This is a genomic window from Leisingera sp. ANG-S5, from assembly GCF_000813925.1.
In the GTDB taxonomy this organism is placed as follows: domain Bacteria; phylum Pseudomonadota; class Alphaproteobacteria; order Rhodobacterales; family Rhodobacteraceae; genus Leisingera.
In genome coordinates this window covers 300,557-324,407 of record NZ_JWLH01000005.1, presented here as the reverse complement: position 1 = coordinate 324,407, position 23,851 = coordinate 300,557, and the positions used below count along the sequence as shown (strand labels likewise).

Below are 23,851 nucleotides of genomic sequence, written 5' to 3'. Positions count from 1 at the left end.
TCATGTCCGGTATTCCGCACGACCATTACGAGCCGAAGACAGGCGCAGAAAAGTGGCTGCACAGCCGCCTGCCCATCGTCGGCCTGATCTATGACACCATCATGATCCCCACCCCCAAGAACCTGAACTGGTGGTGGATCTGGGGCATCGTCCTGGCCTTCTGCCTGGCGCTGCAAATCGTCACCGGCATCGTCCTGGTGATGCACTACACCCCGCATGTTGATCTGGCGTTCGCCTCTGTCGAGCATATCATGCGCGACGTGAACGGCGGCCATATGCTGCGTTACCTGCATATGAACGGCGCGTCGCTGTTCTTTGTCGCTGTCTACATCCACATCTTCCGCGGCCTGTACTACGGCTCCTACAAGGCGCCCCGCGAGATCACCTGGATTGTCGGCATGCTGATCTACCTGATGATGATGGGCACCGCCTTCATGGGTTACGTTCTGCCCTGGGGCCAGATGTCCTTCTGGGGGGCCACCGTTATCACCGGCCTGTTTGGCGCGATCCCGTTCATCGGCGAAGCGATCCAGACCTGGCTGCTGGGCGGGCCCGCAGTGGACAACGCAACCCTGAACCGCTTCTTCTCGCTGCACTACCTGCTGCCCTTCGTGATTGCAGCGCTGGTGATCGTGCACATCTGGGCCTTCCACACCACTGGCAACAACAACCCGACCGGTGTTGATGTCCGCAAGGGGTCCAAGGAAGAAGCCAAGAAAGACACCCTGCCGTTCTGGCCGTACTTCGTGATCAAGGACTTCCTGGGCCTGGCCGTTGTGCTGGTTGTGTTCTGGGCCATCGTCGGCTTCATGCCGAACTACCTGGGCCACCCGGACAACTACATCGAAGCCAACCCGCTGGTGACCCCGGCGCACATCGTTCCGGAATGGTACTTCCTGCCGTTCTACGCGATCCTGCGTGCCTTCACCTCCGAGGTCTGGGTGGTGCAGTTCGCCTCCTTCGTGACCGGCGGCATCGTGGATGCGAAGTTCTTTGGCGTGATCGCCATGTTCGGCGCGATCCTGGCCATGGCGCTGGCGCCCTGGCTGGACACCTCCAACGTGCGTTCGGGCCGTTACCGCCCGATGTTCAAATGGTGGTTCGCGCTGCTGGTCGTCGACTTCTTTGCCCTGATGTGGCTGGGTGCGATGCCGGCGGAAGAGCCCTATGCATCGTTCTCGCTGATCGCATCGGCCTACTGGTTCGGCTACTTCTTCGTGATCCTGCCGCTGCTGGGCGTGATCGAGAAGCCGCTGGCTCAGCCTGCAACCATCGAAGAGGATTTCGACGCCCACTACGGCAAGAAGTCTTCTGCTGACGCCACTCCTGCCGAGTAAGAAGAAGGAACACCTGACAATGTTCAAGAAACTGGCAACCGGTGCCGCCTTCGCTCTGGCCATGATCCCTGCTGCGTCTTACGCAGCAGGCGGCGGCGAGCAGCACATCACCGACTACGCCTTCTCGTTTGAAGGCCCGTTCGGCACCTACGACCGCAACCAGCTGCAGCGCGGCCTGCAGATCTACACCGAAGTCTGCGCGGCCTGCCACGGGCTGAAGCTGGTGCCGCTGCGCACCCTGGCAGACGAGGGCGGCCCGCAGCTGCCGGAGGATCAGGTGCGTGCCTACGCAGCTGACAACTTCAGCGTCTACGATCCGGAACTGGATGAGGACCGCCCGGCCAAGCCGGTCGATCACTTCCCGGAGAACAACAACGCCGGCGCCCCGGACCTCAGCATGATGGCCAAGGCGCGTGCGGGCTTCCACGGCCCCTATGGCCTGGGCATCAACCAGCTGTTCAAGGGCATGGGCGGTGCCGAGTACATCGCCTCGCTGCTGGCCGGCTACACCGGTGAGTCCAAGGAAGAAGCAGGCACCACCTTCTATGAGAACACTGCCTTCCCGGGCGGCTGGATCTCCATGGCGCCGCCGCTGTCCGATGAGCAGGTGGAATTTGCCGACGGCCACGCCAACGACGTGGAAGCCATGTCGCAGGACGTCGCGGCCTTCCTGATGTGGACCGCAGAGCCCAAGATGATGGCGCGCAAGCAGGCCGGTTTTGTCGGCGTGCTGTTCCTGACCCTGCTGTCGGTGATGCTGTACCTGACCAACAAGCGCCTGTGGGCGCCGCACAAGGGCAAGCACTGATCCCTGTCGGCTGACTAAAGCTTTGAAACATCAAACCCCCGCAAGTGATGCTTGCGGGGGTTTTTCGTTGCTGACGGGGCGGGGCGCTGCCCCTCTGCGCGCGGACGCGCATTCACCCCGGGGTATTTCGGACCAGAAAGAAGCCGGAAGCCTAGGCCAGCGGGCTGACCGTCAGATGCGGAAGGCCGTTGGAAGTCTTCTGCGGCGAGCGGTCGTCGGCATTGATCACCGCGGACACCCGCTGACGCCAGGAGGAGAAGCTGTCGAACTGGACCACGTCAACAGGCGCGTCGAATTGCAGGGTGATCCGCCGGTGGCCATTGCCGCCGCAGGCAGCCAGACCGTGGACATAGCCGGTGAAGGGCTGGCCCAGATAGCGCCCCTCGACCCGCATCCCCACCTGCAGCTCCGGCGCGTTGGAGGCACGGGCGTGGAGCGTGTTCCAGTCGCGGAAACCGTAGTACTGGGCGATCCGCTCCAGGGCGGTGCTGTGGGGGATGGGCTGGCCCTGGGCCTTGGAATGCTTGCGCAACAGCCGGGCCTCGGCCTTGAGCTGCGCAACAGAAGGAAGGGCAGAGTTGGTCTGCATGGATGTACCTTTCGCGAAAGGGTGCATGTGCCGTTGCAGACAGGGCTCGCATTGCTGTCTGGGCGTGCACCCAGGCGTCAGGATAAACCTTGTCCGGATTTCACCATGGCCAGCGGCCGCGAGCGGCAGGTATCCGGGACCTGTGTTGTGAGATTTAGCGGGTAGGAGCGGGGAAAGCAATTCCCCTCTGGGTCAGGCCACCAGCTGGCTGCCTGCCGTACCGGTAATGGCGGCGGTGACGATCCGGCCTTCTTCCTGGGGGGCTGCGAACGCCACTTCCGTGAACTGTTCGGTGCGGCCCATGTGCGGGTTTTCCATCAGAATGCGGTGGGTCTTGCCGACCTGCTCTGCCAGATGGCGTTCCACTTGCGCATCGCCGGCCGCGCGCAGGCGGGCCGCGCGCTCCTTGATCACGCTGCCGTTCACCTGGTTCGGGATCTTCGCCGCGGGGGTACCCTCGCGCTTGGAATAGGGGAAGACGTGCAGCCAGGTCAGATCGCATTCGGTGACCAGTTTCAGCGAGTTCTCGAAATGGGCGTCGGACTCGGTCGGGAAGCCTGCGATGATGTCGGCGCCAAAGGTCATCTCCGGGCGCAGGCGGCGGGCCTCCTCGCAAAACGCGATGGCGTCGTCGCGCAGGTGGCGGCGGGCCATACGTTTCAGGATCAGGTTGTCGCCATGCTGCAGCGACAGGTGCAGATGCGGCATCAGGCGCGGTTCGGTAGCAATCGCCTGCATCAGGTTTTCGTCCGCCTCGATCGAATCGATCGAGGAGATGCGCAGCCGCGGCAGGTCCGGCACCAGCCTGAGGATCCGCATCACCAGGTCGCCCAGGCGGGGCTGTGCGGGCAGATCAGCGCCCCAGGAGGTCAGGTCCACGCCGGTCAGAACCACCTCGTTGTAGCCCCTGTCCACCAGCCGCTTGATCTGGTCGATCACCACGCCCGCGGGGACCGAGCGGGAGTTGCCGCGGCCGTAGGGGATGATGCAGAAGGTGCAACGGTGGTCGCAGCCGTTCTGGACCTGCACATAGGCGCGGCTGCGGGTGCCGAAACCGTCGATCAGGTGGCCTGCGGTCTCTGTCACCGACATGATGTCGTCGACCTGGACCTTCTCCGTGGTGCCGATGAAATCCGGGCCCTTGGCGATCTGCTGCCAGGTCTCGGGCTGCATCTTCTCGGTATTGCCGATGACGCGGGTGACCTCTTCCATTGCGGCAAAGGTTTCCGGCTCTGTCTGGGCGGCGCAGCCGGTCACGATGATCGGCGCCTCCGGATTTTCGCGGCGCAGCTTGCGGATCTCCTGGCGCGCCTTGCGCACGGCCTCGGCTGTTACCGCGCAGGTGTTGACCACCACGGCGTTCTCCAGGCCTGCCTGCTGGCTCAGCTCCTTCATCGCCTCGGTCTCATAGGCATTCAGGCGGCAGCCGAGGGTGGTGAACTTGGGCACGCTCATGCCAGCGACTCCAGGAATTCGCGGGTGAAGGTGCCGTCGAACACATGCATGGTCGGGCCGGTCATCCAAACGCCGTCCTCAGCCCAGTCGATCCACAGGGTGCCGCCATCCAGATCGATCTGCACCTTGCGGCCCGTCAGGCCGCGCCGGGCGGCTGCAACGGCGGTTGCGCAGGAGGAGGAGCCGGAGGCCAGTGTCACGCCTACACCGCGCTCCCAGACGCGCATGCGGATGCGGTCGGGGCCGGTGACCTGGGCGACCTGTACATTGGTGCGCTGCGGGTAGAGCGGGTGGTGCTCGTAGCGGGGACCGAATTCCGCCAGCGGGATGACCTCGGCGTCTTCGACAAAGAAGGTACAATGCGGGTTGCCCATGCCGGTGGCTGTGGGGCCGCCCTCGATCGGCAGCTCCAGCGTGTCCGCTTCCTCGGCCAGCGGGATGTCCTGCCAGTCCAGCTGCGGCGCCCCCATGTTGACGGAGGTGAGCCCGTTGCCGGCGTCGCGGGCATAAAGGTCGCCGCGGTCCGTGGTCAGGTGCAGCTCCGGCTTGCCGGTCTCCAGGATCAGGTGGCGGGCGATGCAGCGGGTGGCATTGCCGCAGGCCGCAGAGGTGGAGCCGTCGGCATTGAAGAAGGTCAGATGCGCGTCGCCCGGCCCGTTCGAGATCACCGTCAGCTGGTCGAAGCCGACGCCGAACTGGCGGTGCGCGATTCCCTTGGCCATCGCCGGGGTGATGGCAATGTCCTGCGCGCGCGCGTCGACAACGACGAAGTCGTTGCCCAGCCCGTGCATCTTCATGAAGGGGAGATTTGTGTGTGCCGAGGTGCTCATGGCGGGCATATAGACCCGGCGCGGAGATGAATCCAGCCTTCGGTGAGAAAAGTTGAAAAAAGGGGTTGACCCCCCGCCGCACTGGCCCTAGATACGCCGCCTATCGGGACAGCGTGACACACACCGCCACGCCGGACCAAAGCGAAATAAGTGCTTGAACCTTCTGGGAAAAACACTTAGATCGCGACGAAGAAGTGGGCCGTTAGCTCAGTTGGTAGAGCAACTGACTTTTAATCAGTGGGTCGCAGGTTCGAATCCTGCACGGCTCACCACTTCCTCCCCAAACCGCTGATGATGAGACGACCGAACCGCTACAGGTAACCCTGAGCGCGGAAGCTGAGTTCGGCGGATTTTCCGATGATCAGGTGATCGTGCAAGGTGATTCCCAAGGCGCTGAGGGCGGCCTGGATCTGATCTGTCATACCGATGTCACTGTCCGAGGGCGTGGGGTCTCCGGACGGGTGATTATGCACCAGAATCAAGGCGCTGGCGTTGAGTTCCAGGGCGCGTTTGGCGACCTCGCGGGGGTAGACGGGCACGTGGTCGACGGTGCCGCGGGCCTGTTCCTCGTCGGCGATCAGGACGTTCTTGCGGTCCAGGAACAGGATGCGGAACTGTTCGGTTTCGCGATGCGCCATGGTGGTGTGGCAATAGTCCAAAAGGGCGTCCCAGCTGGAGATCACCTGGCGCTGCATCACCCGGGCGCGGGCCATGCGGTGGGCGGCGGCCTCCAGCACCTTGAGGTCGGTGATGACGGCGTCGCCGATGCCCCTGACCTGCGCCAGCCGTTCCGGTGCGGCTGCCACCACGCGGTTGAAATCTCCAAATGTATCAAGCAGTTGCCGCGCCAAGGGTTTCACGTCGCGGCGCGGGATGGAGCGGAACAGGACCAATTCCAGCAGCTCATAATCCGGCATCGCGGCGGCGCCGCCGGCCATGAAACGCTCCCGCAGGCGGGCGCGGTGGTCCTTGATGTAGGAGGGCAGGCGGCCGGGGGAGAGCGGGGCCGCAGGGGCCTCCTCGCTGCCGGGAAACAGCGGCAGGGAGACGTCCTCGAATGCGGGGTCCTGTGCCATGGCGCCATGGTGCCGCCATCATGGTTGAGGAAGTGTTAATGGATGCCCTGCGAGAGCGGCGGAGGGGCGGCAGCAAGGGGGTGACAGGCGTGCACCCCCTGTACACCTCCTGTGCACCGCCGCAGCGCGGCGTGGGGCGTCTGGGCAGGGCGCTGCGTAAAGGATGCGCAAAAGAAAAGCGCCCCGGGCGGGGGCGCTTTGATCGAGTCGTTTCAGGCTAGTGGCCGGGGCTCCGCCCGTTCGCAAGCGAAACGCTCCCCCGGAGCGTTTCCGGGGAGCTTGCTCACCCCTTCATCCCATCCCAGAAGCTTTTCACCGAAGAGAAGAAGCTGCGGGATTCGGGGTTGGTGTTTTCCTCGGATATGTCCTCGAACTCGCGCAGAAGCTCCTTCTGGCGGGCGGTGAGGTTCATCGGGGTTTCCACCGCCAGTTCGATGAACATGTCGCCGGTGGCACCACCGCGCAGCGCCGGCATGCCCTTGCCGCGCAGGCGCATCTGGCGGCCGGACTGGCTGCCCTCGGGGATTTGCACGCGGCCGCGGCCTCCGTCGATGGTCGGCACCTCGATGGAGCCGCCAAGCGATGCCTTGGCCATGCTGACCGGCACCCGGCAATAGAGGTTGTTGCCGTCGCGTTCAAACAGCTTGTGCGGGCCGACCTCGACAAAGATGTAGAGATCGCCCGGAGGGCCGCCGCGCAGGCCGGCTTCGCCTTCGCCTGCCAGTCGGATGCGGGTACCGGTTTCCACCCCTGCCGGGATGTTCACCGACAGCGAGCGGTCTTTTTCCACCCGGCCGTGGCCGTGGCAGGATTTGCACGGGTTCTTGATGATCTGGCCCAGGCCCGAGCAGGTCGGACAGGTGCGTTCAACGGTGAAGAAGCCCTGCTGCGCGCGGACCTTGCCCATGCCGGAACAGGTCGGGCAGGTAGTGGGCTCGACGCCGCCCTCAGCCCCGGTGCCCTCGCAGGAGGTGCAGGAAACGGAGGCCGGGACCTTGATGGTCTTATGCAGGCCGCTGAAGGCTTCCTCCAGCGAGACGCGCAGGTTGTAGCGCAGGTCTGCGCCGCGCGATGCGCGCTGGCGTCCGCCAGCACCGCCGCGCTGGCCGCCCATGAAATCGCCGAACAGGTCGTCGAACACGTCGGAGAAGGCGGAGGAGAAATCGCCGCCGCCAAAGCCCTGGCCGCCGCCGCCGCGCTGGCCGCCGCCCATGCCGTTTTCAAAGGCAGCATGGCCAAAGCGGTCATAGGCCGCCTTTTTCTCGGCGTCCTTGAGGACGTCATAAGCCTCGTTGGCTTCCTTGAACTGCGCCTCGGCGTCCGGATTGTCGGAGTTCCGGTCGGGGTGCAGTTCCTTGGCCTTCTTGCGAAAGCCTTTTTTGATTTCGTCTGCGGTGGCGCCTTTGGCCACGCCCAGAACGTCGTAATAGTCACGTTTTGACATCGGTTACCCCATCTGCCTCAACGAAAATGGGCCGGTCCGGGGTCGGACCGGCCCGCCTTGGCCTGAGTGCTCAGGCGTTAGCGCTTGTCGTTGTCCAGGTCTTCGAACTCGGCATCGACGATGTCGTCGTCAGCCGGGCCTGCGGCTTCGTCAGCTGCTGCCGGCTCGTCGTCGCCGCCTTCTTCGGCCTGCGCCTTGTAGATCGCCTCGCCCAGTTTCATCGCAGCTTCGGTGACGTTCTGGATGCCGGACTTGATCTTGTCGGCGGTTGCCTTGTCGTTCTCCAGCTCGTCCTTCAGCGCGGCCACGGCCAGCTCGATCACCTCGACAGTGGACGGGTCGACCTTGTCGCCATGCTCTTCCACCGATTTCTCGGTCGAGTGGATCAGCGATTCGGCCTGGTTCTTGGCTTCGATCAGCTCGCGGCGTTCCTTGTCCGCCTCGGCGTTGTCCTCGGCGTCCTTGACCATCTTTTCGATGTCCTCGTCGGACAGGCCGCCCGATGCCTGGATGGTGATCTGCTGTTCCTTGCCGGTCGCCTTGTCCTTGGCGCCGACCGACACGATGCCGTTGGCGTCGATGTCGAAGGTCACTTCGATCTGCGGCATGCCGCGCGGTGCCGGCGGGATTTCCTCGAGGTTGAACTGGCCGAGCATCTTGTTGTCGGCCGCCATTTCACGCTCACCCTGGAACACGCGGATGGTCACGGCGTTCTGGTTGTCTTCCGCGGTCGAGAACACCTGCGACTTCTTGGTCGGGATGGTGGTGTTGCGGTCGATCAGGCGGGTGAAGACGCCGCCCAGGGTTTCGATGCCGAGCGACAGCGGGGTCACGTCGAGCAGCACCACGTCCTTGACGTCGCCCTGCAGAACGCCGGCCTGGATGGCGGCGCCCATGGCAACCACTTCATCCGGGTTCACGCCCTTGTGCGGCTCCTTGCCGAAGAACTTGGAGACCTCTTCGATGACTTTCGGCATCCGGGTCATACCGCCGACCAGAACCACCTCGTCAATGTCGGAAGCCGACAGGCCTGCGTCCTTCAGGGCCGCCTTGCACGGGTCCATCGAGCGTTTGATCAGGTCGGAGACCAGGCTTTCCAGCTTGGCGCGGGTCAGCTTCATTACCATGTGCAGCGGCTGGCCCGAGGACGGGTCCATCGAGATGAACGGCTGGTTGATCTCGGTCTGCGAGGTGGAGGACAGTTCGATCTTGGCTTTTTCAGCGGCTTCTTTCAGGCGCTGCAGGGCCATCTTGTCCTTGGACAGATCGACGCCGTTTTCCTTTTTGAACTCATCCGCCAGGTAGTTGACGATGCGCATGTCGAAGTCTTCGCCGCCCAGGAAGGTGTCGCCGTTGGTCGACTTCACTTCGAACAGGCCGTCGTCGATTTCCAGGATGGTGACGTCGAAGGTGCCGCCGCCGAGGTCATATACGGCGATGGTCTGGGTGTTTTCCTTGTCCAGGCCATAGGCCAGCGCAGCTGCGGTCGGCTCGTTGATGATGCGCAGCACTTCGAGGCCTGCGATCTTGCCGGCGTCCTTGGTGGCCTGACGCTGGGCGTCGTTGAAGTAGGCAGGCACGGTGATCACCGCCTGGGTGACTTCCTCGCCCAGGTAGGATTCCGCGGTTTCCTTCATCTTGCCCAGGGTGAAGGCGGAGATTTGCGACGGGGAGTATTTCTCACCCTTGGCTTCGACCCATGCGTCGCCGTTGCCGCCGTTGACGATGGAGAACGGCACCATCTTCTTGTCTTTGGCGACGGCCGGGTCGTCGAACCGGCGGCCGATCAGGCGCTTGACGCCGAACACGGTGTTGTCGGGGTTGGTGACGGCCTGGCGTTTGGCCGGCTGGCCGACCAGGCGCTCGTCGTCGGTGAAGGCAACGATCGACGGGGTGGTGCGCGCGCCCTCGGCGTTTTCGATCACGCGGGGCTGGGAGCCATCCATGATGGCCACGCAGGAGTTGGTGGTACCCAGGTCGATGCCGATAACTTTGCTCATTTGCGATCCCTTTTTACTACTCAAGGCGATTACCCGAGGCCTGAACCCGTTGCGGCATCCTGGCCCCGATTGTTTTGCGGTTTGGTCTGCACCTTGCCGCGTCCCGGCGTATATAGGGACGTGAAAACGGCCCTGCAAGCGCCAGTGCACGCCCGGAGGCGTGAATCAATGCGCTTTTTTGCAAGGGCTATGGTTAAGGATGGATGAACGGCAATGACCCTGCTGCGGGTGCGCGGATTTGATGTTCACAAGGGGTATCTCGATGGCGCCCGGCAGGCGGCGCTGATCGAGGCCTTGCGGGGGGTGCTGAAGGCGGCGCCGCTGTTTTCGCCCAAGGTGCCGGGCGGCGGGCAGATGTCGGTGCGGATGACCTCGGCCGGACGGTTCGGCTGGTATTCGGATGCCAAGGGCTACCGCTATGCGGAGCAGCACCCGGCGGGGCGGGACTGGCCGGCGATCCCGGCGGAGGTGCTGGAAATCTGGGCGGAGCTGACCGGGCTGGAGCGGCAGCCGGAATGCTGCCTGCTGAATTACTACGGTGAGGGTGCGAAGATGGGGCTGCACCAGGATAAGGATGAGGCGGATTTCTCCTTTCCCGTGGTTTCCATTTCGCTGGGCGATGACGGGCTGTTCCGGATCGGCAGCCAGACGCGGGGCGGCAGGACGGAATCGCTCTGGCTGAGTTCCGGCGACGTGGTGGTGATGGGGGGCGAGGCGCGGCTGACCTATCACGGGGTGGACCGGATCCGGTTCAAGTCGTCGCGGCTCTTGCCCAAGGGCGGGCGGATCAACCTGACGCTCAGGGTGGTGACGTGACGCTGGCGGGGCGCAAAAGTTTTGCGGAAAACTTTTGCCAAGACTTTTGCTGAAAAGTCTTGGGGCCGGCGGCTAGGGCACCAGCGAGCAGCAGCCGGTCAGGACGTCGAGCTGGCCCGTGCCGCGCAGGTGCAGCAGGTCGATCGAAATGCCATAGCTGCGGTCCGACATGCCGTCGGTGCAGTGTTGTGACGTCAGGGTGCCGGACAGGCTGGCGGTTCCTGGTACGGACGTTTCGTTGCTGGGGTGGTGGACAGCGTGGAAGCCGGATTTGCCGCTGTGGCCTGCTGCCCGCTGCCTTGCCAGCAGTGTGAAGCCGGTGACCGGGCCCTCCGGGGTGGTCATGCGGGCGGTGTCATCCAGGGTCAGGGACCAGAAGGGCTCGGTGCCGAAGCAGTCCAGCGCCTGTCCGTGCATCATGCGCCAGTCGTTTTGGGGTTGCAGGCTCAGATACCGCAGGGCGGCCCAGCCGGATTGCTCGCCGCTGTTCACCTGGCCCCATTTACCGCTTTCATCCGCTAGAATCACTTCCACACCGGTTTGATCCGGTGCCAGGGTTCCGATGACTTCAGCACTGGCGGAGGGGGTGCTGCGGATGTTGAGCACGTCATCAGCTGCAACACCGGTGACGCTGTGAAGGGCGGGATACTCCTGCGCTGCGGCGGGCAGAGCCAGCAAGGCCAGCCAAAGAAGGGCAGCAGCGTGCCGCCCCCTCACCGGCGCGCGTTCCAGCTGAGGGAGACATGGCGGCGGGTGTAAAACTCGCCCATCAGGCCGATCACGATCAGAACCAGCGCCACCCAGGCGGCATACTGCCAGGAGCTGAAATGCGGGTTGTAGTTGATGAAGACATAGCCGCGCGACTGGTCGATGCAGTGGAACAGCGGGTTCCAGTCGAACATTGCCAGCATGAAGCTGGGCAGCGTGTTGGCCAGGAACATCTTGCCCGAGGCAATCATGTTGGCGCGCTGGTAGATCATCATCAGGATGCTGACAAAGCTTGGCGCCCAAGGCTTCAGAACCAGAAACACCAGCCCCACGCCGAACCCGGTGATCCAGGCCAGCAGCACCATGCCGAAGGCGGGAATGGGTTCCTCGATATGCACAGGCGTGTAGGCGACGTGATAGGCAAACAGGATGATGATCAGCGACAGAACCTGAATATAGAGCGCGCCGATGGCGGCGGACAGCAGCGCCACCATCGTGTTCATCGGCGCGTGCTGCATCATAGGGCTGCTGGGGCCCTCAGCGCCGGCAACGGCACTGACAGTCTTGGTGTGCACCATGAACAGGTAGACGCCGGACATCACATAGAGCAGAAAATCGCCGCGGATGGCGGAGCCGCGCAGGCCCAGCACCGCAAACATGACATAGAAGGCCAGCACGAACAGAATCGTCTGCAGCAGGTTCAGGCCAAGCGCGATGAAGGCGTTGTTGTGCTTGGAGCGGACGCTGCGCACGGCGGAGTGGAATACCACTTCGCTCAGGGAAAGAAATCCGGACATCCACGATTGCTGCGTGCGCTGCTGAAACATGAACCTGCGTTCTCTGCCTTATCTGATGCGGCTGCTTGCCGTTCTGCTGTCTGCGCATCATAAGTGGCAACAGGCAAATTTTCAATTAAACCCGTGTTGGGGAGACCTGCGTGACATATGAAGACCTGGTGCCCGTGATCCGCAAGCTGGCCATCGAGGCCGGTGCAAAGATCATGGAGATTTACAATTCCGACGATTTCGACGTGAAGGTGAAATCCGACGACAGCCCGGTGACCGAAGCGGATGAAGCGGCGGATGCGCTGATCTCGGCCGGTCTGCGGGCGGCATTTCCGGGCGTGATGCTGGTCACCGAGGAGCAGGCGGCCTCGCACAAGGAGCGCGGCGACACCTTCCTGATTGTCGATCCACTGGACGGCACCAAGGAGTTTATCCACCGCCGCGGCGATTTCACCGTGAACATCGCGCTGGTGGAAAACGGCGTGCCGACCCGCGGCGTGGTCTATGCGCCGGCGCGGCAGCGGATGTTCTTTACTCTGGCTGACGGCAGCGCGGTGGAGGAGACCGGCAGCTTTGATCCGGAAACCATCGGCGCAACCCGGGTGATCCGGGTCGCAGACAGCGATAACTCCGCGCTGATGGTGGTGGCGTCGAAATCGCACCGCGATCAGGCCACCGATGACTACATCGGCAAGTACAACGTGAAGGACAGCAAGAGCGCCGGCTCCTCGCTGAAGTTCTGCCTGGTTGCCACTGGCGAAGCGGATATTTATCCGCGTGTCGGCCGCACCATGGAATGGGACACCGCCGCGGGCCATGCGGTGCTTGCAGGCGCTGGCGGCAAAGTGGTGCGTTTTGACGATCATTCCCCGCTGAAATACGGTAAAGAGGGCTATGCCAACCCGTTCTTCATCGCCTATGCACCAGCTGTGGAACTGAAGGAAGCCTGATGTCCGTCCTGATTGTCATCCCCGCCCGCTATGCCTCGACCCGCTATCCCGGCAAGCCGCTGGTGCCGCTGACCGGCGCCACTGGCGAAAAGCGCTCGCTGGTGGAGCGTTCCTGGCGGGCGGCCTGTTCGGTGCAGGGTGTGGACCGGGTGGTTGTGGCTACGGATGACGATCGCATCAAACAGGCGGCGGAAGCGTTCGGGGCCGAGGTGGTGATGACCTCGCCGGAGTGCGCCAACGGCACCGAGCGCTGTGCCGAGGCGCATGCGGCGCTGGGCGGCGGCTATGAGGTGGTGGTGAACCTGCAGGGCGATGCGCCGCTGACGCCGCACTGGTTTGTCGAGGAACTGGTGGCGGGCCTGCGCGCCGCACCCGGCATGGGTCTGGCAACGCCGGTGCTGCGTTGCAACGGCGAAACGCTGAACAGCCTGCTGGCGGACCGGAAAGACGGCCGGGTCGGTGGCACCACGGCAGTATTTGCCGCGGACCACAGTGCGCTCTATTTCTCCAAGGAGGTGGTGCCCTATTGCGGGCATGTCTACGGGGATGGCGAAAACACGCCGGTCTTTCACCATGTCGGGGTCTATGCCTACCGGCCGGATGCCTTGGCAGCGTATCCTGATTGGGATACAGGGCCGCTGGAACAGCTAGAAGGGCTGGAGCAGCTGCGATTCCTGGAGAACGGGCGCAAGGTGCTCTGTGTTGAAGTTGAGGCGCGCGGCCGTGAATTCTGGGAGCTGAACAACCCGGAGGATGTACCGCGGCTGGAAGCCATGATGAAGAAAATGCGGCACGAGTGAGTGAATTATGTTAAAGAGAAGCCGAATGAAAAGGGCGCTGCTGCAAGACGGCAGCTGGGGGCAACGGGCAGTTGCTTTACATTTTGTTGGAGACAGCCGGGCATAATGCGCGCCAGCTTATCAGCGCCGTTTGGCGGTTGCGGCGGCCAGCCCGGAATTTGAGTGCAGAGAGAACCACATGCGTAAAAAAGTAACCAAAGCGATTTTTCCCGTTGCGGGTCTGGGAACCCGTTTCCTGCCGGCAACCAAATCCGTGCCCAAGGAAATCATGACATTGGTCGACCGGCCGCTGGTGCAATACGCCATCGACGAGGCACGGGCTGCCGGGATCAAGGAATTCATCTTTGTCACGTCGCGCGGCAAGGGTGCGCTGGAAGACTATTTTGACCACTCGCCGGTTCTGGAACAGGAGCTGCGCAAGAAGGGCAAGGATGAGCTTCTGGAGATCCTGAAGAGCACCGACATGGAATCCGGTGCCATTGCCTATCTGCGCCAGCACAAGGCGCTGGGCCTGGGCCACGCGGTGTGGTGCGCCCGCCGCCTGATCGCCAACGAGCCCTTTGCGGTGATCCTGCCGGACGACGTGATTGCGGCAGAGAAACCCTGCCTGCAGCAAATGGTCGAGGCCTATGAAGAAACCGGCGGCAACATGGTTGCCGCGATGGAGGTTCCGCCGGAGAAGACCTCTTCCTATGGTGTGCTCGACGTGAAAGAGGACATGGGCCGGGTGGTCGCCGCCAACGGCATGGTCGAGAAGCCCAAGATGGAAGACGCGCCGTCGAATCTGGCGGTGATCGGGCGCTATATCCTGTCGCCGTCGGTTCTGAAGAACCTCAACAAGATGAAGTCCGGCGCCGGCGGCGAGATTCAGCTGACCGATGCGATTGCCGAGGATATCGCCCAGGACGTGCCGGTTTACGGCTACCGCTTCAACGGGCAGCGGTTCGATTGCGGCTCCAAGGCGGGCTTCCTGCAGGCGACCGTCGCCTTTGCGCTGGCGCGCGATGAACTGCGGGATGACCTGATGAGCTACATCACCGAGATCGCGCAGGTCGGCAAGGCCGCGCAGTAACCAAACTGGCCGCCCGCCCTGGGCGGCCCAGCATGGGGCAGAGACAGTGACCAATATCCTCGTGACCGGCGGTGCCGGATACATCGGCTCGCACGCCTGCAAGGCGCTGAAGGCGGCGGGCTATACGCCGGTGACCTATGACAACCTGGTGACCGGCTGGCAGGATGCGGTGAAATTCGGACCCTTCGAGAAAGGCGATCTGAACGACCGCGCGCGGCTGGATGAGGTGTTTGCCAAGTACCAGCCGGCCGCGGTGATGCATTTCGCGGCGCTGAGCCAGGTCGGCGAGGCGATGAGCGAGCCGGGCCGCTACTGGGCCAACAACACCGGCGGGTCGCTCAATCTGGTCGAGGCTGCGGTGGCGGCGGGATGCCTGGATTTCGTGTTCTCCTCGACCTGCGCCACCTATGGCGAGCATGACAATGTGGTGCTGGACGAAAACACTCCGCAGCTGCCGCTGAACGCCTATGGCGCTTCCAAGCGGGCAGTTGAAGATATCCTCAAGGATTTCGGCGCTGCACACGGGCTGCGGTCGGTGATCTTCCGCTATTTCAACGTGGCGGGCGCTGATCCTGAGGCCGAGGTGGGCGAGTTCCACCGCCCCGAGACCCATCTGGTGCCGCTGGTGCTGGATGCGATTGCGGGCAAGCGCGATGCGCTGACCATCTTCGGCACTGACTATGACACCCCGGACGGTACCTGCATCCGCGATTATGTGCATGTCTGCGACCTGGTGGAGGCGCATGTGCTGGGCCTGAAGTGGCTGGAAGGCGGCAAGGGCAGCCAAGTGTTCAACCTGGGCACCGGCAGCGGTTTTTCGGTGCGCGAGGTGATGGACAAGGCGGAAGCCGTGACCGGGCAGAAAGTGCCCTGCAACACCGGCGCGCGCCGGGCGGGCGACTGCACCAAGCTGGTGTCGGGATCGACCCGCGCGGTCACCGATCTGGGCTGGGAGCCGCGCCGCTCTACCTTGGAAACGATGATTGCTGATGCCTGGAAATGGCATAAGACGGGCCATTACGAGGGCTAAGCATGACTGGCCCCGCCGCTCCTGATCTGCCGCCGCTGGGCCTCACCGGGGCTTACCGGATGCGGTGGAAGCGGCGGCGGATGCTGTGGCGGGCGCTGCGTGCCCGCCGGCAGATGCAGAAAACGGCGGACCGCACCCGGCAGATCCCCAATGCCGGCGTTCTGGTTTTTACCGTTCTGCGCAATGAGATCACCCGGCTGCCCTATTTCCTGGAGCACTACCGGCGGCTGGGCGTTGCGCATTTCCTTGTGGTGGACAATGGCAGCGATGACGGCAGTGCGGAGCTGCTGGCGGAGCAGCCGGATGTCTCCCTGTGGCGCGCTGAGGGCAGTTACCGGGACACGCGCTTTGGCCTGGATTGGCTGGGCTGGCTGCTGATCCGCCATGGCCACGGGCGCTGGTGCCTGACCGTGGATGCCGATGAGCTGCTGGTCTACCCCGGCATGGACGCGCACGGGCTGGACGATTTGACCCGGCTGCTGGAGCAGCAAGGGCGCGCGGGGTTCGGGGCGCTGATGCTGGACCTTTACCCCAAGGGGCAGCTGGGCGCCCGGACCTATGCACCGGGGCAAGACCCCTGCGAGGTGCTGCAATGGTTCGACGAAGGCCCCTACCGGGCAGTGCGGCAGCAGCCGAAGGGCAACCTGTGGGTCCAGGGAGGGGCACGGGAAAGAGTGTTCTTCCAGGATCAGCCGGAACGCTCGCCGACGCTGAACAAGCTGCCGCTGGTGCGCTGGAACCGGCGCTATGCCTATATCAATTCAACCCATTCCATGCTGCCGCGGCAGCTGAACATGCTGTATGACGGACCCGGCGGCGAGGCTCCGTCCGGCGTGCTGCTGCATACGAAGTTCCTGCCGGAGATTGTTTCCAAATCGGCAACGGAAAAGCAGCGCCAGCAGCATTTCCATACACCGCAGGAATTTGACGTGTATTACGACCGGATCACGGAGGCGCCGGATATGTGGCACGCCGGGTCGGTCCGGTACCGCGGACCGGACCAGCTGGCGGCGCTGGGGCTGATGACACCGCTGGCCTGGTGACGCCTGGGCGGCATCGCCTGAACTGTTGCAACTGCGCCGTGCGCCCGCGTAACTGTTTCTAAATCCGTTGTTAATAGACTGCGTGCGTGACATATTGCGCGGAAACTTGCCGCTGGCAGAAGGCTGGACCGGGCAGGTGCGCTCCTTGGATAGCGGTTTGGAGTAGACGTGGGGCTTTGGGATTCTTACCGGATGCGGTTGCGGCGCAAACGGCGGCTGGTCCGCGCGGTGCGCAAGTCCGGTGAGCTGTCGCCTGTGCAGGACAACACGAGGGCGATCCGTCCGGGGGATATTCTGCTGGTCTGCACCATGCGCAACGAGCAGATCCGCCTGCCCTACTTCCTGCAGTATTACCGCGGCCTGGGCGTCAATCATTTCCTGTTCGTGGACAATGGCTCCACCGATGGCACCACAGATTATCTTCAGGGAATGGAGGATGTCTCGCTGTGGCAGACCACCGCCAGTTACAGGCGGGCGGGTTTCGGCATCGATTGGATGAACTACCTCAAGCGCAAGTACGCGCATGATCACTGGGTGCTGGTGGTCGACCCGGATGAGTTCTTTATCTACCCGTTCTGCGACACGCGGCCGATCCGGGCGCTGACCGACTGGCTGGACAATTCGGCGATCCGTAGCTTCTCGGCGATGCTGCTGGATGTGTACCCCAAGGGCCGGATCGGCGAGGTGCCGTATCAGCCCGGGCAAAACCCGCTGGAGATTGCCCACTGGTTCGACAGCGGCAATTACACCATCAGCCGCAACAAGGAATACGGCAACCTGTGGATCCAGGGCGGGCCGCGGGCGCGGGTGTTCTTCGCCGATGAGCCCAAGAAGGCACCGGCGCTGAACAAGATCCCGCTGGTCAAATGGCACCGGCGCTATGCCTATGCCAGTTCCACCCACGCGCTGCTGCCGCGCGGGCTGAACCAGGTTTATGAAAGTGATGGCGGCGAAAAAGCCAGCGGCGCGCTGCTGCACACCAAGTTTTTGGATACCTTCACCGCCAAGGCTGAAGAGGAGCTGGTGCGCGGCCAGCATTATGGCGGGTCGGCGGAATACAAGGCCTATGCCGCCAAGATGGCGGAGCAGCCGGAGCTGTGGTGCAAGTGGAGCGAGAAATACATCAACTGGCGCCAGCTTGAGATCCTGGGGCTGATGTCCAAGGGGAACTGGGCATGAGCACGGTTGGGATTGTCATGCTGGTGCACACGGCGCTGGACCGGGCGGCGCAGGTGGTGCGCCACTGGACCGCAGCGGGCTGCCCGGTGGTGCTGCATGTGGACCGCAATGTCAGGCGTGACGTGTTTGACCGGTTCCGGCAGTCGCTGGATGGCAGCCCGCTGGTGCGGTTCTCTGCCCGCCACCGCTGTGAATGGGGCACCTGGGGCATCGTCGCGGCTTCGCAGTCGGCCTCCGAGGTGATGCTGGCGGAGTTTCCGGATGTGCGGCATGTCTATCTGGCCTCAGGCTCCTGCCTGCCGCTGAGGCCGGTGCAGGAGCTGGCGGATTATCTGGCGGCGCGCCCGGAGACCGATTTCATTGAAAGCGCCACCACCGCGGATGTGCCCTGGATCGTTGGCGGCCTGAGCCATGAGCGGTTCACGCTGCGGTTCCCGTTTTCCTGGAAGAAGCACCGCTATCTGTTCGACCGCTACGTGAACTTGCAGCGCAAGCTGCGGTTCAAGCGGCGGATCCCGGCGGGGCTGGTGCCGCATATGGGCAGCCAATGGTGGTGCCTGACCCGGCGGACCCTGGCGGCAATTCTGCAGGACCCGGAACGTCCGGCCTATGATGCCTATTTCCGCAAGGTGTGGATCCCGGATGAAAGCTACTTTCAGACCCTGGCGCGGCAGTATTCCAGCAATATCGAGAGCCGCTCGCTGACGCTGAGCAAGTTCGATTTCCAGGGCAAGCCGCATATTTTCTATGACGACCACTTGCAGCTGTTGCGCCGCTCCGACTGCTTTGTGGCGCGCAAGATCTGGCCCCATGCGGAACGGCTCTATCAGGCGTTTCTGACTGATCCGGCCGGGGCGATGAAAGGCGCGGAGCCCAATCCGGGCAAGATCGACCGGATCTTTGCCAAGGCGGTGGAGCGGCGCACCCGCGGGCGGCCGGGCCTCTATATGCAGAGCCGTTTTCCCGGCCACGGATCGGAGAACGGGATCACTTCCAGCCCCTATTCGGTGTTCCAGGGATTTGCCGAGCTGTTCGAGGATTTCGAGATCTGGCTGGCCCGGACAACCGGCGCCCGGGTGCACGGGCATATCTTTGCGCCCGAGGGGGCGGCGTTTTCTGAAGGCCAGACCCTGATCAACGGCTGCCTGAACGGCAACGCGAAGCTGCGCGACTACAATCCTGAGAGCTTTCTGACCAGCCTGATCTGGAACACCCGCGGCGAGCGCCAGTGTTTCCAGTTCGGCCCGCGCGACAATCAGGCTGTGAACTGGCTGGTGGCGCGGGACACCAATGCGCAGGTATCGGTCATCAGCGGCGCCTGGGCGGTTCCGCTGTTCAAGTCCAGCCGCAGCTTTGCGGAGCTGCGCCAGGAAGCGGCCCGGCTGCAGCAGCGCGAAGCCGAGCAGCTGCAGATCCTGCGCTCGCAATGGACCAAGGCGCGGGTGCGGATCTGGACGATGGCAGAGTTTGTCGAGGCGCCGATGGAGCCCTTGCAGACCATCATTGACGAGATCGGCCCGCTGGCCGCGCGGCATCTGGGTGAGGCGCCGAGGATGACAGATCTTGAAGGCTTCGGGCAGTTCCTGCAGAATCTGAAAAACCAGGGCATGCATCCCTATCTGATGGGGGATTTCCCGGTCGGGCAAAGCCCTGCCAGCCCACCGAAGCCGCAGCGTAAACCCTATCTGGTGCGATAATTCCTGATGCCTTCTTCCTTTGATTACTTTGTTGTCTTTGCAGAAATGCGGACCGGCTCCAATTTCCTGGAGACCAACCTGAATGCCTTTGACGGGCTGGTCTGTCATGGCGAGGCTTTCAATCCGCATTTTATCGGCTATCCCAACAGCACGGACATCCTGGGCGTGACCCGGTCCATGCGGGAAGCAGACCCGGCGCGGCTGATCCGGAAGATCAAGGAAGACCCGCGCGCGCTGGGGGGCTTCCGCTACTTCCACGATCATGACCCGCGGGTGCTGGACCTGATGCTGGAGGATCCGCGCTGTGCCAAGATCATCCTGACCCGCAATCCGCTGGACAGTTATGTGTCGTGGAAAATTGCCAAGGAGACCGGCCAGTGGAAGCTGACCGATGTGAAGCGGCGCAAGGACGCCAAGGCGCGGTTTGATGCGGCGGAGTTTGCAGCTCATGTGGGCGCGCTGCAGGATTTCCAGGTCACACTGCTGAACAGGCTGCAGGCGCTGGGCCAGACAGCGTTTTATGTGGCCTATGAGGACCTGCAGAGCGTTGAGGTGATGAACGGGCTGGCCCGGTGGCTGGGGGTGCCGCACCAGTTGGAAGCTCTGGATGGCAGCCTCAAGCGGCAGAACCCGGCGCCGGTGCTGGCCAAGGTTGCCAATCCTGAGGAGATGCAGGAGGCGCTGGCCGGCATGGACCGGTTCAATCTGACCCGGACCCCGAACTTCGAGCCGCGCCGCGGCCCGGCAGTGCCAGGATATGCGGTAGGGGTGGTGACACCGCTCTTGTACCTGCCGCTGAAAGGCGGGCCGGAGGCGGAGGTGGTACGCTGGATGGCCGGGCTGGACCACGTGGCACCAGAGGGGCTGATCCAGGGCATGAACCAGAAACAGCTGCGCCAATGGAAGCGCGGCAACAAGGGATTTCGCAGCTTTACGGTGCTGCGCCACCCGGCGGCGCGGGCACATGCGGTGTTCTGCCGCCGGATCCTGAACGCAGGCGAGGGCAGTTACCGGCAGATCCGCAATACGCTGCGGCGGCAGTTTGGCTTGCCGTTGCCGGAGCAAGGGCCGGACGCGGGCTATTCCCGGTCGCAGCACCGGGAAGCATTTACCGGATTTCTGGAGTTTGTGAGGTCCAGCCTGGCCGGGCAGACCTCAGTCCGGCTGGATGCGGAATGGGCAACCCAGAGCCAGGCTTTGGCCGGATTTGCCGAACTGGGTCCGCCGGATTTGCTGATCCGCGAAGAGGAAATGGGCGAGGATCTGGTGGCGCTGGCCCGCAAACTGGGCCGGATGGAGCCGGGTGCAGTGCCTGAAGCAGAGCCGGAAACGCCGTTTGCACTGGCGGATATTTATGATGCGGAACTGGAGGCGCTGATCGCCTCGGTTTACCAGCGTGACTACTTGGCCTTTGGGTTCGGGCCCTGGCGGCAGGGCTGACCCTTCCGTTCCCGCTGCAAACTCAGCGCTCCCGCGCCCGCCGGATGTTCAGGGGTCTGAACAGCCGGAACGGCCTTGGGCCAGGCGCCGCACGGGGGCGGCGCGGGCTTGGCGCGGCGGCGGTGCCGGTTTTCAAGAACACATGCCCTGCGGCCGCTGTTGCGCGCCGGAGCCGTCGCATCGTCGATGCCCGTGCCTCAGGCCGCCTGGACGGACTGGCCTTCTGTCAGGATGGTGTAGAGCGTGGCCGGGTCGTGATTGGCCCGCAGCTTGGTGCAGAAGCTTTGCTCCCGCAGGGTGCGCGACACCAGCGCCAGCGCCTTCAGATGTTCGACACCGGCGTCTTCGGGCGCAAACAGGGCAAATGCGATGTCCACCGGCTGGCGGTCAACCGCGCCGAAATCCAGTGGTTTCTCCAGGATCAGGAATGTGCCGCAGACCTCGCTGATGGTGTCGAGCCGGGCATGCGGAAGAGCCACGCCGTGGCCGACACCGGTGGGACCGAGGCTTTCACGGTCCAGCAGCGCTTCGAGTGTGGGCTGGGCATCCAGCCCGTAGGCGGATTGAGCGACCTCTGCGATTTCCTGAAACAAGCGCTTCTTGCTTGAGACCGCTCCGATTACCCGGACGGCCTCTGGCTTGAGGATGCTGGAAATCTGCATGTGTCTGCTCCGTTCCGGCGCCCCTGCGGGGGCGCCGATGCCTTAAGTGTGTTTACGGATCGATCCAGCCGATGTTGCCGTCTTCACGGCGGTAGACCACGTTCAATCCGTCTTTGCCCTCATTGCGGAAGACCAGCACCGGTGCGCCTGCCAGCTCCATCTGCATCACTGCTTCCCCGACAGACAGGGAGGGGATGCGGGTCTCCATTTCGGCGACGATGATCGGCTGCAGCGAGTCCGGTTCGGAATCCGCTTCCTCAGAGGCGAGGATATACGAGTTGGCGCCCAGATGTTCAACCGGCTCGCTGCGGTCCTTGTGGTGATCCTTGAGACGGCGCTTGTAGCGGCGCAGCTGCTTTTCCATTTTCTCGCAGCAGGCATCAAAGGCCGCATAGATTTCGGTTTCGTGGGCTTTCGCCTGAGCACTCAGCCCGGTCGACAGATGGACGGTGGCTTCACACACATATTCATGCGCCGAACGGGAAAAGACCACAGTCGCGTCGGTGGGCCGTTCGGCGTATTTTTGAACGGCCGAACCGAGCTCGTTCTGCACATGAACCTGCAGAGCGTCGCCGATGTCGATCTGTTTGCCGCTGATTTTGTAACGCATGTGATCTCCTTCACAATTTATTGCGGCCGGGCCTGCCGCCAAGGCAATCCTTGGCGGTGTCACGTCAGGTCCGGAACCGGGGGGCAGGCCAGCGGTCCGGTTGCATCCGTCCGGGCCTTGTCGCCAAGGCTGGTGTTCGGACTGCATCGGACTGCGCGTATGCCATGGGTCAATTCCACGGCAAGACAGCGGGAGAGTCAATGGATAACGCGAAAAAAGAAGCCTGGGTTTGCGGCGGTTATTTGCTGCCGCGGAGGCGTGAAAAGGATCAGGAAATACGGAAGTTGTCGCCCAGGTAAACGCGGCGCACGTTCTCGTTTTCCACCACTTCTTCGGGGCTGCCGGACATCAGCACCTGGCCGTCATGCAGGATGTAGGCGCGGTCCACAATCTCCAGCGTCTCGCGCACGTTGTGGTCCGTGATCAGCACCCCGATACCGCGTTTCTTGAGGTCTGCGACCAGGTGGCGGATGTCTCCGACCGAGATCGGGTCGACGCCGGCAAAGGGTTCGTCGAGCAGCAAGTACTTGGGGTCGGCGGCCAGGCAGCGGGCGATTTCCACCCGGCGTCTTTCACCGCCCGACAGTGCCAGCGCGGGGGCGCGGCGAAGGTGTTCGATGGAGAAGTCTGACAGCAGTTCTTCAAGCCGTTCGCGGCGCTTGTGCTCGTGCTTTTGCGAGATGTCCAGAACGGCAGAGATGTTGTCCTCCACCGAAAGGCCGCGGAAGATCGACATTTCCTGCGGCAGGTAGCCGATGCCCAGGCGCGCGCGCCGGTACATCGGCAGGCCGGTCACGTTCTGGCCGTCGATGCTGACGGTGCCGGCCTCCGGAAACACCAGCCCGGCAATGGTGTAGAAACTGGTGGTCTTGCCGGAGCCGTTGGGACCGAGCAGCGCCACCACCTCGCCGCGGTTCAGGGACATGGAGACATCCCGGATCACCACCTTCTTGCGGTAGGATTTGCGCAGCCGTTCGATGCGCAGCCCGGAGGAGCCCTCGGTCACTTTCAGGTCCGGTTTCGCCATCAGTTGCTGCCGCCGTTTGGATTGAGGATGGTTTTCACCCGGCCGGCCATGCGGGCAGTGCCCGAGGTGAGGTTCACCTCCAGCCGGTTGGAGGCCAGGGTGCCGTTTTCCTGATTGAGCAGCACATTTCCGGTCATCACGATGGTGCCGCGGTCGATGGTGTATTCGGCGCGCTGCGCCTCGGCTGCGTCCGGGCCGCTGACCAGGATCACATTGCCGGTGGCCTCCAGCCGTTCGATCCCGGCCTCGCCGCCGCTTTCGCCTGCCGTTTTGTAGATCACCAGAACCTTGTCGGCAGAGAGCCGCATGATACCCTGCACGATCAGGACGTTGCCGGTGAATTCGGCGGAGCCGTCTGCCTGGTTCACTGCCAGATTGTCGGCCGTCACCTCAACCGGCTGGCTGGGGTCGGCCTTGACGGCGCCAAAGGCGACGGAGGCCGTTTGTGCCATTAAGAGGCCGGGAAGCACCGCAAGGGGCAGGCAGAAAATCA

At 63.4% G+C, this 23,851-nt stretch carries 23 protein-coding genes and 1 tRNA gene; 12 read left to right on the top strand and 12 right to left on the bottom strand.

Features of this window, described 5'->3' with window-relative positions:
- Positions 1-2 precede the first annotated feature (2 nt).
- Both petB and RA25_RS09835 read left to right on the top strand, forming a co-directional pair.
- Positions 3-1,337 carry a cytochrome b gene (petB, locus tag RA25_RS09840; protein ID WP_039171893.1) on the top strand — a complete coding sequence of 445 codons (1,335 nt, stop codon included), beginning with the start codon at positions 3-5 and terminating at the stop codon, positions 1,335-1,337.
- Between the two features lie 19 nt (positions 1,338-1,356).
- A complete protein-coding gene (locus RA25_RS09835; protein WP_019297568.1) occupies positions 1,357-2,145 on the top strand; it encodes a cytochrome c1 in 789 nt (262 codons plus the stop codon).
- A 151-nt stretch (positions 2,146-2,296) separates the two neighbouring features.
- Here the strand turns inward: RA25_RS09835 and RA25_RS09830 are convergent, their stop codons facing one another.
- The 3 genes from RA25_RS09830 to dapF all read right to left on the bottom strand — a co-directional run bounded on the left by RA25_RS09830 (position 2,297) and on the right by dapF (position 5,028).
- The gene (locus tag RA25_RS09830) at positions 2,297-2,734 is read right to left on the bottom strand and encodes a glyoxalase superfamily protein (RefSeq protein ID WP_039147477.1); all 438 of its coding nucleotides are present in this window, start codon (positions 2,732-2,734) and stop codon (positions 2,297-2,299) included.
- Between the two features lie 192 nt (positions 2,735-2,926).
- Positions 2,927-4,189 carry a tRNA (N(6)-L-threonylcarbamoyladenosine(37)-C(2))-methylthiotransferase MtaB gene (gene mtaB / locus RA25_RS09825; RefSeq protein ID WP_039171890.1) on the bottom strand — a complete coding sequence of 421 codons (1,263 nt, stop codon included), beginning with the start codon at positions 4,187-4,189 and terminating at the stop codon, positions 2,927-2,929.
- Positions 4,186-5,028 carry a diaminopimelate epimerase gene (gene dapF, locus RA25_RS09820; protein WP_039171887.1) on the bottom strand — a complete coding sequence of 281 codons (843 nt, stop codon included), beginning with the start codon at positions 5,026-5,028 and terminating at the stop codon, positions 4,186-4,188. Before dapF ends, mtaB begins: the two co-directional genes overlap by 4 nt.
- A gap of 187 nt (positions 5,029-5,215) precedes the next feature.
- On the opposite strand from dapF, the gene RA25_RS09815 reads away from it, so the two are divergent.
- Positions 5,216-5,291, top strand: a tRNA-Lys gene (locus RA25_RS09815).
- Between the two features lie 39 nt (positions 5,292-5,330).
- Here RA25_RS09815 and radC read toward each other — a convergent pair.
- The 3 genes from radC to dnaK form a co-directional block, all read right to left on the bottom strand.
- The gene (radC, locus tag RA25_RS09810) at positions 5,331-6,095 is read right to left on the bottom strand and encodes a RadC family protein (RefSeq protein ID WP_039147474.1); all 765 of its coding nucleotides are present in this window, start codon (positions 6,093-6,095) and stop codon (positions 5,331-5,333) included.
- A gap of 283 nt (positions 6,096-6,378) precedes the next feature.
- Positions 6,379-7,539 (bottom strand): molecular chaperone DnaJ, encoded by a 1,161-nt coding sequence (gene dnaJ, locus RA25_RS09805; RefSeq protein WP_039171884.1) that lies wholly within the window; start codon positions 7,537-7,539, stop codon positions 6,379-6,381.
- Positions 7,540-7,616: 77 nt separating this feature from the next.
- A complete protein-coding gene (dnaK, locus tag RA25_RS09800) occupies positions 7,617-9,563 on the bottom strand; it encodes a molecular chaperone DnaK (RefSeq protein ID WP_275041644.1) in 1,947 nt (648 codons plus the stop codon).
- 189 nt (positions 9,564-9,752) lie between these two features.
- On the opposite strand from dnaK, the gene RA25_RS09795 reads away from it, so the two are divergent.
- The gene (locus RA25_RS09795) at positions 9,753-10,355 is read left to right on the top strand and encodes an alpha-ketoglutarate-dependent dioxygenase AlkB family protein (RefSeq protein WP_039171878.1); all 603 of its coding nucleotides are present in this window, start codon (positions 9,753-9,755) and stop codon (positions 10,353-10,355) included.
- Between the two features lie 72 nt (positions 10,356-10,427).
- Here RA25_RS09795 and RA25_RS09790 read toward each other — a convergent pair whose 3' ends face one another.
- Together RA25_RS09790 and RA25_RS09785 are read right to left on the bottom strand one after the other, a co-directional pair.
- The gene (locus RA25_RS09790; protein ID WP_019297576.1) at positions 10,428-11,033 is read right to left on the bottom strand and encodes an SH3 domain-containing protein; all 606 of its coding nucleotides are present in this window, start codon (positions 11,031-11,033) and stop codon (positions 10,428-10,430) included.
- A 35-nt stretch (positions 11,034-11,068) separates the two neighbouring features.
- Positions 11,069-11,890, bottom strand: a complete 822-nt coding sequence (locus tag RA25_RS09785; RefSeq protein WP_019297577.1) for an ABC transporter permease — start codon at positions 11,888-11,890, stop codon at positions 11,069-11,071.
- A gap of 110 nt (positions 11,891-12,000) precedes the next feature.
- Between RA25_RS09785 and cysQ the strand changes: the two genes are divergently transcribed.
- The 8 genes from cysQ to RA25_RS09745 all read left to right on the top strand — a co-directional run bounded on the left by cysQ (position 12,001) and on the right by RA25_RS09745 (position 21,059).
- Entirely contained in the window at positions 12,001-12,798 is a 798-nt protein-coding gene (cysQ, locus tag RA25_RS09780; protein WP_039171875.1) for a 3'(2'),5'-bisphosphate nucleotidase CysQ, read from the top strand.
- Positions 12,798-13,598 carry a 3-deoxy-manno-octulosonate cytidylyltransferase gene (locus RA25_RS09775; RefSeq protein ID WP_039171872.1) on the top strand — a complete coding sequence of 267 codons (801 nt, stop codon included), beginning with the start codon at positions 12,798-12,800 and terminating at the stop codon, positions 13,596-13,598. Before cysQ ends, RA25_RS09775 begins: the two co-directional genes overlap by 1 nt.
- 178 nt (positions 13,599-13,776) lie before the next feature.
- Positions 13,777-14,670, top strand: coding sequence for a UTP--glucose-1-phosphate uridylyltransferase GalU (galU, locus tag RA25_RS09770; protein ID WP_019297580.1), 894 nt, complete (start codon positions 13,777-13,779; stop codon positions 14,668-14,670).
- 46 nt (positions 14,671-14,716) lie between these two features.
- Entirely contained in the window at positions 14,717-15,700 is a 984-nt protein-coding gene (galE, locus tag RA25_RS09765) for a UDP-glucose 4-epimerase GalE (protein WP_039171869.1), read from the top strand.
- A gap of 2 nt (positions 15,701-15,702) precedes the next feature.
- Positions 15,703-16,743: a glycosyltransferase family 2 protein gene (locus RA25_RS09760; protein ID WP_039171865.1), complete on the top strand. Its 1,041-nt coding sequence runs from the start codon at positions 15,703-15,705 to the stop codon at positions 16,741-16,743.
- A gap of 192 nt (positions 16,744-16,935) precedes the next feature.
- Entirely contained in the window at positions 16,936-17,922 is a 987-nt protein-coding gene (locus RA25_RS09755; RefSeq protein WP_039147469.1) for a glycosyltransferase family 2 protein, read from the top strand.
- Positions 17,919-19,619 (top strand): DUF5927 domain-containing protein, encoded by a 1,701-nt coding sequence (locus tag RA25_RS09750; RefSeq protein WP_019297584.1) that lies wholly within the window; start codon positions 17,919-17,921, stop codon positions 19,617-19,619. Before RA25_RS09755 ends, RA25_RS09750 begins: the two co-directional genes overlap by 4 nt.
- 6 nt (positions 19,620-19,625) lie before the next feature.
- Positions 19,626-21,059: a sulfotransferase family 2 domain-containing protein gene (locus RA25_RS09745; RefSeq protein ID WP_039171862.1), complete on the top strand. Its 1,434-nt coding sequence runs from the start codon at positions 19,626-19,628 to the stop codon at positions 21,057-21,059.
- 197 nt (positions 21,060-21,256) lie between these two features.
- Here the strand turns inward: RA25_RS09745 and RA25_RS09740 are convergent, their stop codons facing one another.
- From RA25_RS09740 to lptA, 4 genes are all read right to left on the bottom strand, one after another.
- Positions 21,257-21,721, bottom strand: a complete 465-nt coding sequence (locus tag RA25_RS09740; RefSeq protein WP_019297586.1) for a PTS sugar transporter subunit IIA — start codon at positions 21,719-21,721, stop codon at positions 21,257-21,259.
- A gap of 52 nt (positions 21,722-21,773) precedes the next feature.
- Positions 21,774-22,331 (bottom strand): ribosome hibernation-promoting factor, HPF/YfiA family, encoded by a 558-nt coding sequence (gene hpf / locus RA25_RS09735; RefSeq protein ID WP_019297587.1) that lies wholly within the window; start codon positions 22,329-22,331, stop codon positions 21,774-21,776.
- A gap of 268 nt (positions 22,332-22,599) precedes the next feature.
- A complete protein-coding gene (gene lptB / locus RA25_RS09730) occupies positions 22,600-23,358 on the bottom strand; it encodes an LPS export ABC transporter ATP-binding protein (RefSeq protein WP_019297588.1) in 759 nt (252 codons plus the stop codon).
- Positions 23,358-23,810 carry a lipopolysaccharide transport periplasmic protein LptA gene (gene lptA / locus RA25_RS09725; protein ID WP_241477386.1) on the bottom strand — a complete coding sequence of 151 codons (453 nt, stop codon included), beginning with the start codon at positions 23,808-23,810 and terminating at the stop codon, positions 23,358-23,360. Before lptA ends, lptB begins: the two co-directional genes overlap by 1 nt.
- Between the last annotated feature and the right edge of the window lie 41 nt (positions 23,811-23,851).

Bases quoted from the DNA above. Each gene is read 5' to 3' on its own strand.
- petB (WP_039171893.1), top strand. From the start codon at position 3: ATGTCCGGTATTCCGCACGACCATTACGAGCCGAAGACAGGCGCAGAA.
- RA25_RS09835 (WP_019297568.1), top strand. From the start codon at position 1,357: ATGTTCAAGAAACTGGCAACCGGTGCCGCCTTCGCTCTGGCCATGATC.
- RA25_RS09830 (WP_039147477.1), bottom strand. From the start codon at position 2,734: ATGCAGACCAACTCTGCCCTTCCTTCTGTTGCGCAGCTCAAGGCCGAG.
- mtaB (WP_039171890.1), bottom strand. From the start codon at position 4,189: ATGAGCGTGCCCAAGTTCACCACCCTCGGCTGCCGCCTGAATGCCTAT.
- dapF (WP_039171887.1), bottom strand. From the start codon at position 5,028: ATGCCCGCCATGAGCACCTCGGCACACACAAATCTCCCCTTCATGAAG.
- radC (WP_039147474.1), bottom strand. From the start codon at position 6,095: ATGGCACAGGACCCCGCATTCGAGGACGTCTCCCTGCCGCTGTTTCCC.
- dnaJ (WP_039171884.1), bottom strand. From the start codon at position 7,539: ATGTCAAAACGTGACTATTACGACGTTCTGGGCGTGGCCAAAGGCGCC.
- RA25_RS09795 (WP_039171878.1), top strand. From the start codon at position 9,753: ATGACCCTGCTGCGGGTGCGCGGATTTGATGTTCACAAGGGGTATCTC.
- RA25_RS09785 (WP_019297577.1), bottom strand. From the start codon at position 11,890: ATGTTTCAGCAGCGCACGCAGCAATCGTGGATGTCCGGATTTCTTTCC.
- RA25_RS09775 (WP_039171872.1), top strand. From the start codon at position 12,798: ATGTCCGTCCTGATTGTCATCCCCGCCCGCTATGCCTCGACCCGCTAT.
- galU (WP_019297580.1), top strand. From the start codon at position 13,777: ATGCGTAAAAAAGTAACCAAAGCGATTTTTCCCGTTGCGGGTCTGGGA.
- RA25_RS09760 (WP_039171865.1), top strand. From the start codon at position 15,703: ATGACTGGCCCCGCCGCTCCTGATCTGCCGCCGCTGGGCCTCACCGGG.
- RA25_RS09755 (WP_039147469.1), top strand. From the start codon at position 16,936: ATGCGGTTGCGGCGCAAACGGCGGCTGGTCCGCGCGGTGCGCAAGTCC.
- RA25_RS09750 (WP_019297584.1), top strand. From the start codon at position 17,919: ATGAGCACGGTTGGGATTGTCATGCTGGTGCACACGGCGCTGGACCGG.
- RA25_RS09745 (WP_039171862.1), top strand. From the start codon at position 19,626: ATGCCTTCTTCCTTTGATTACTTTGTTGTCTTTGCAGAAATGCGGACC.
- RA25_RS09740 (WP_019297586.1), bottom strand. From the start codon at position 21,721: ATGCAGATTTCCAGCATCCTCAAGCCAGAGGCCGTCCGGGTAATCGGA.
- hpf (WP_019297587.1), bottom strand. From the start codon at position 22,331: ATGCGTTACAAAATCAGCGGCAAACAGATCGACATCGGCGACGCTCTG.
- lptB (WP_019297588.1), bottom strand. From the start codon at position 23,358: ATGGCGAAACCGGACCTGAAAGTGACCGAGGGCTCCTCCGGGCTGCGC.
- lptA (WP_241477386.1), bottom strand. From the start codon at position 23,810: ATGGCACAAACGGCCTCCGTCGCCTTTGGCGCCGTCAAGGCCGACCCC.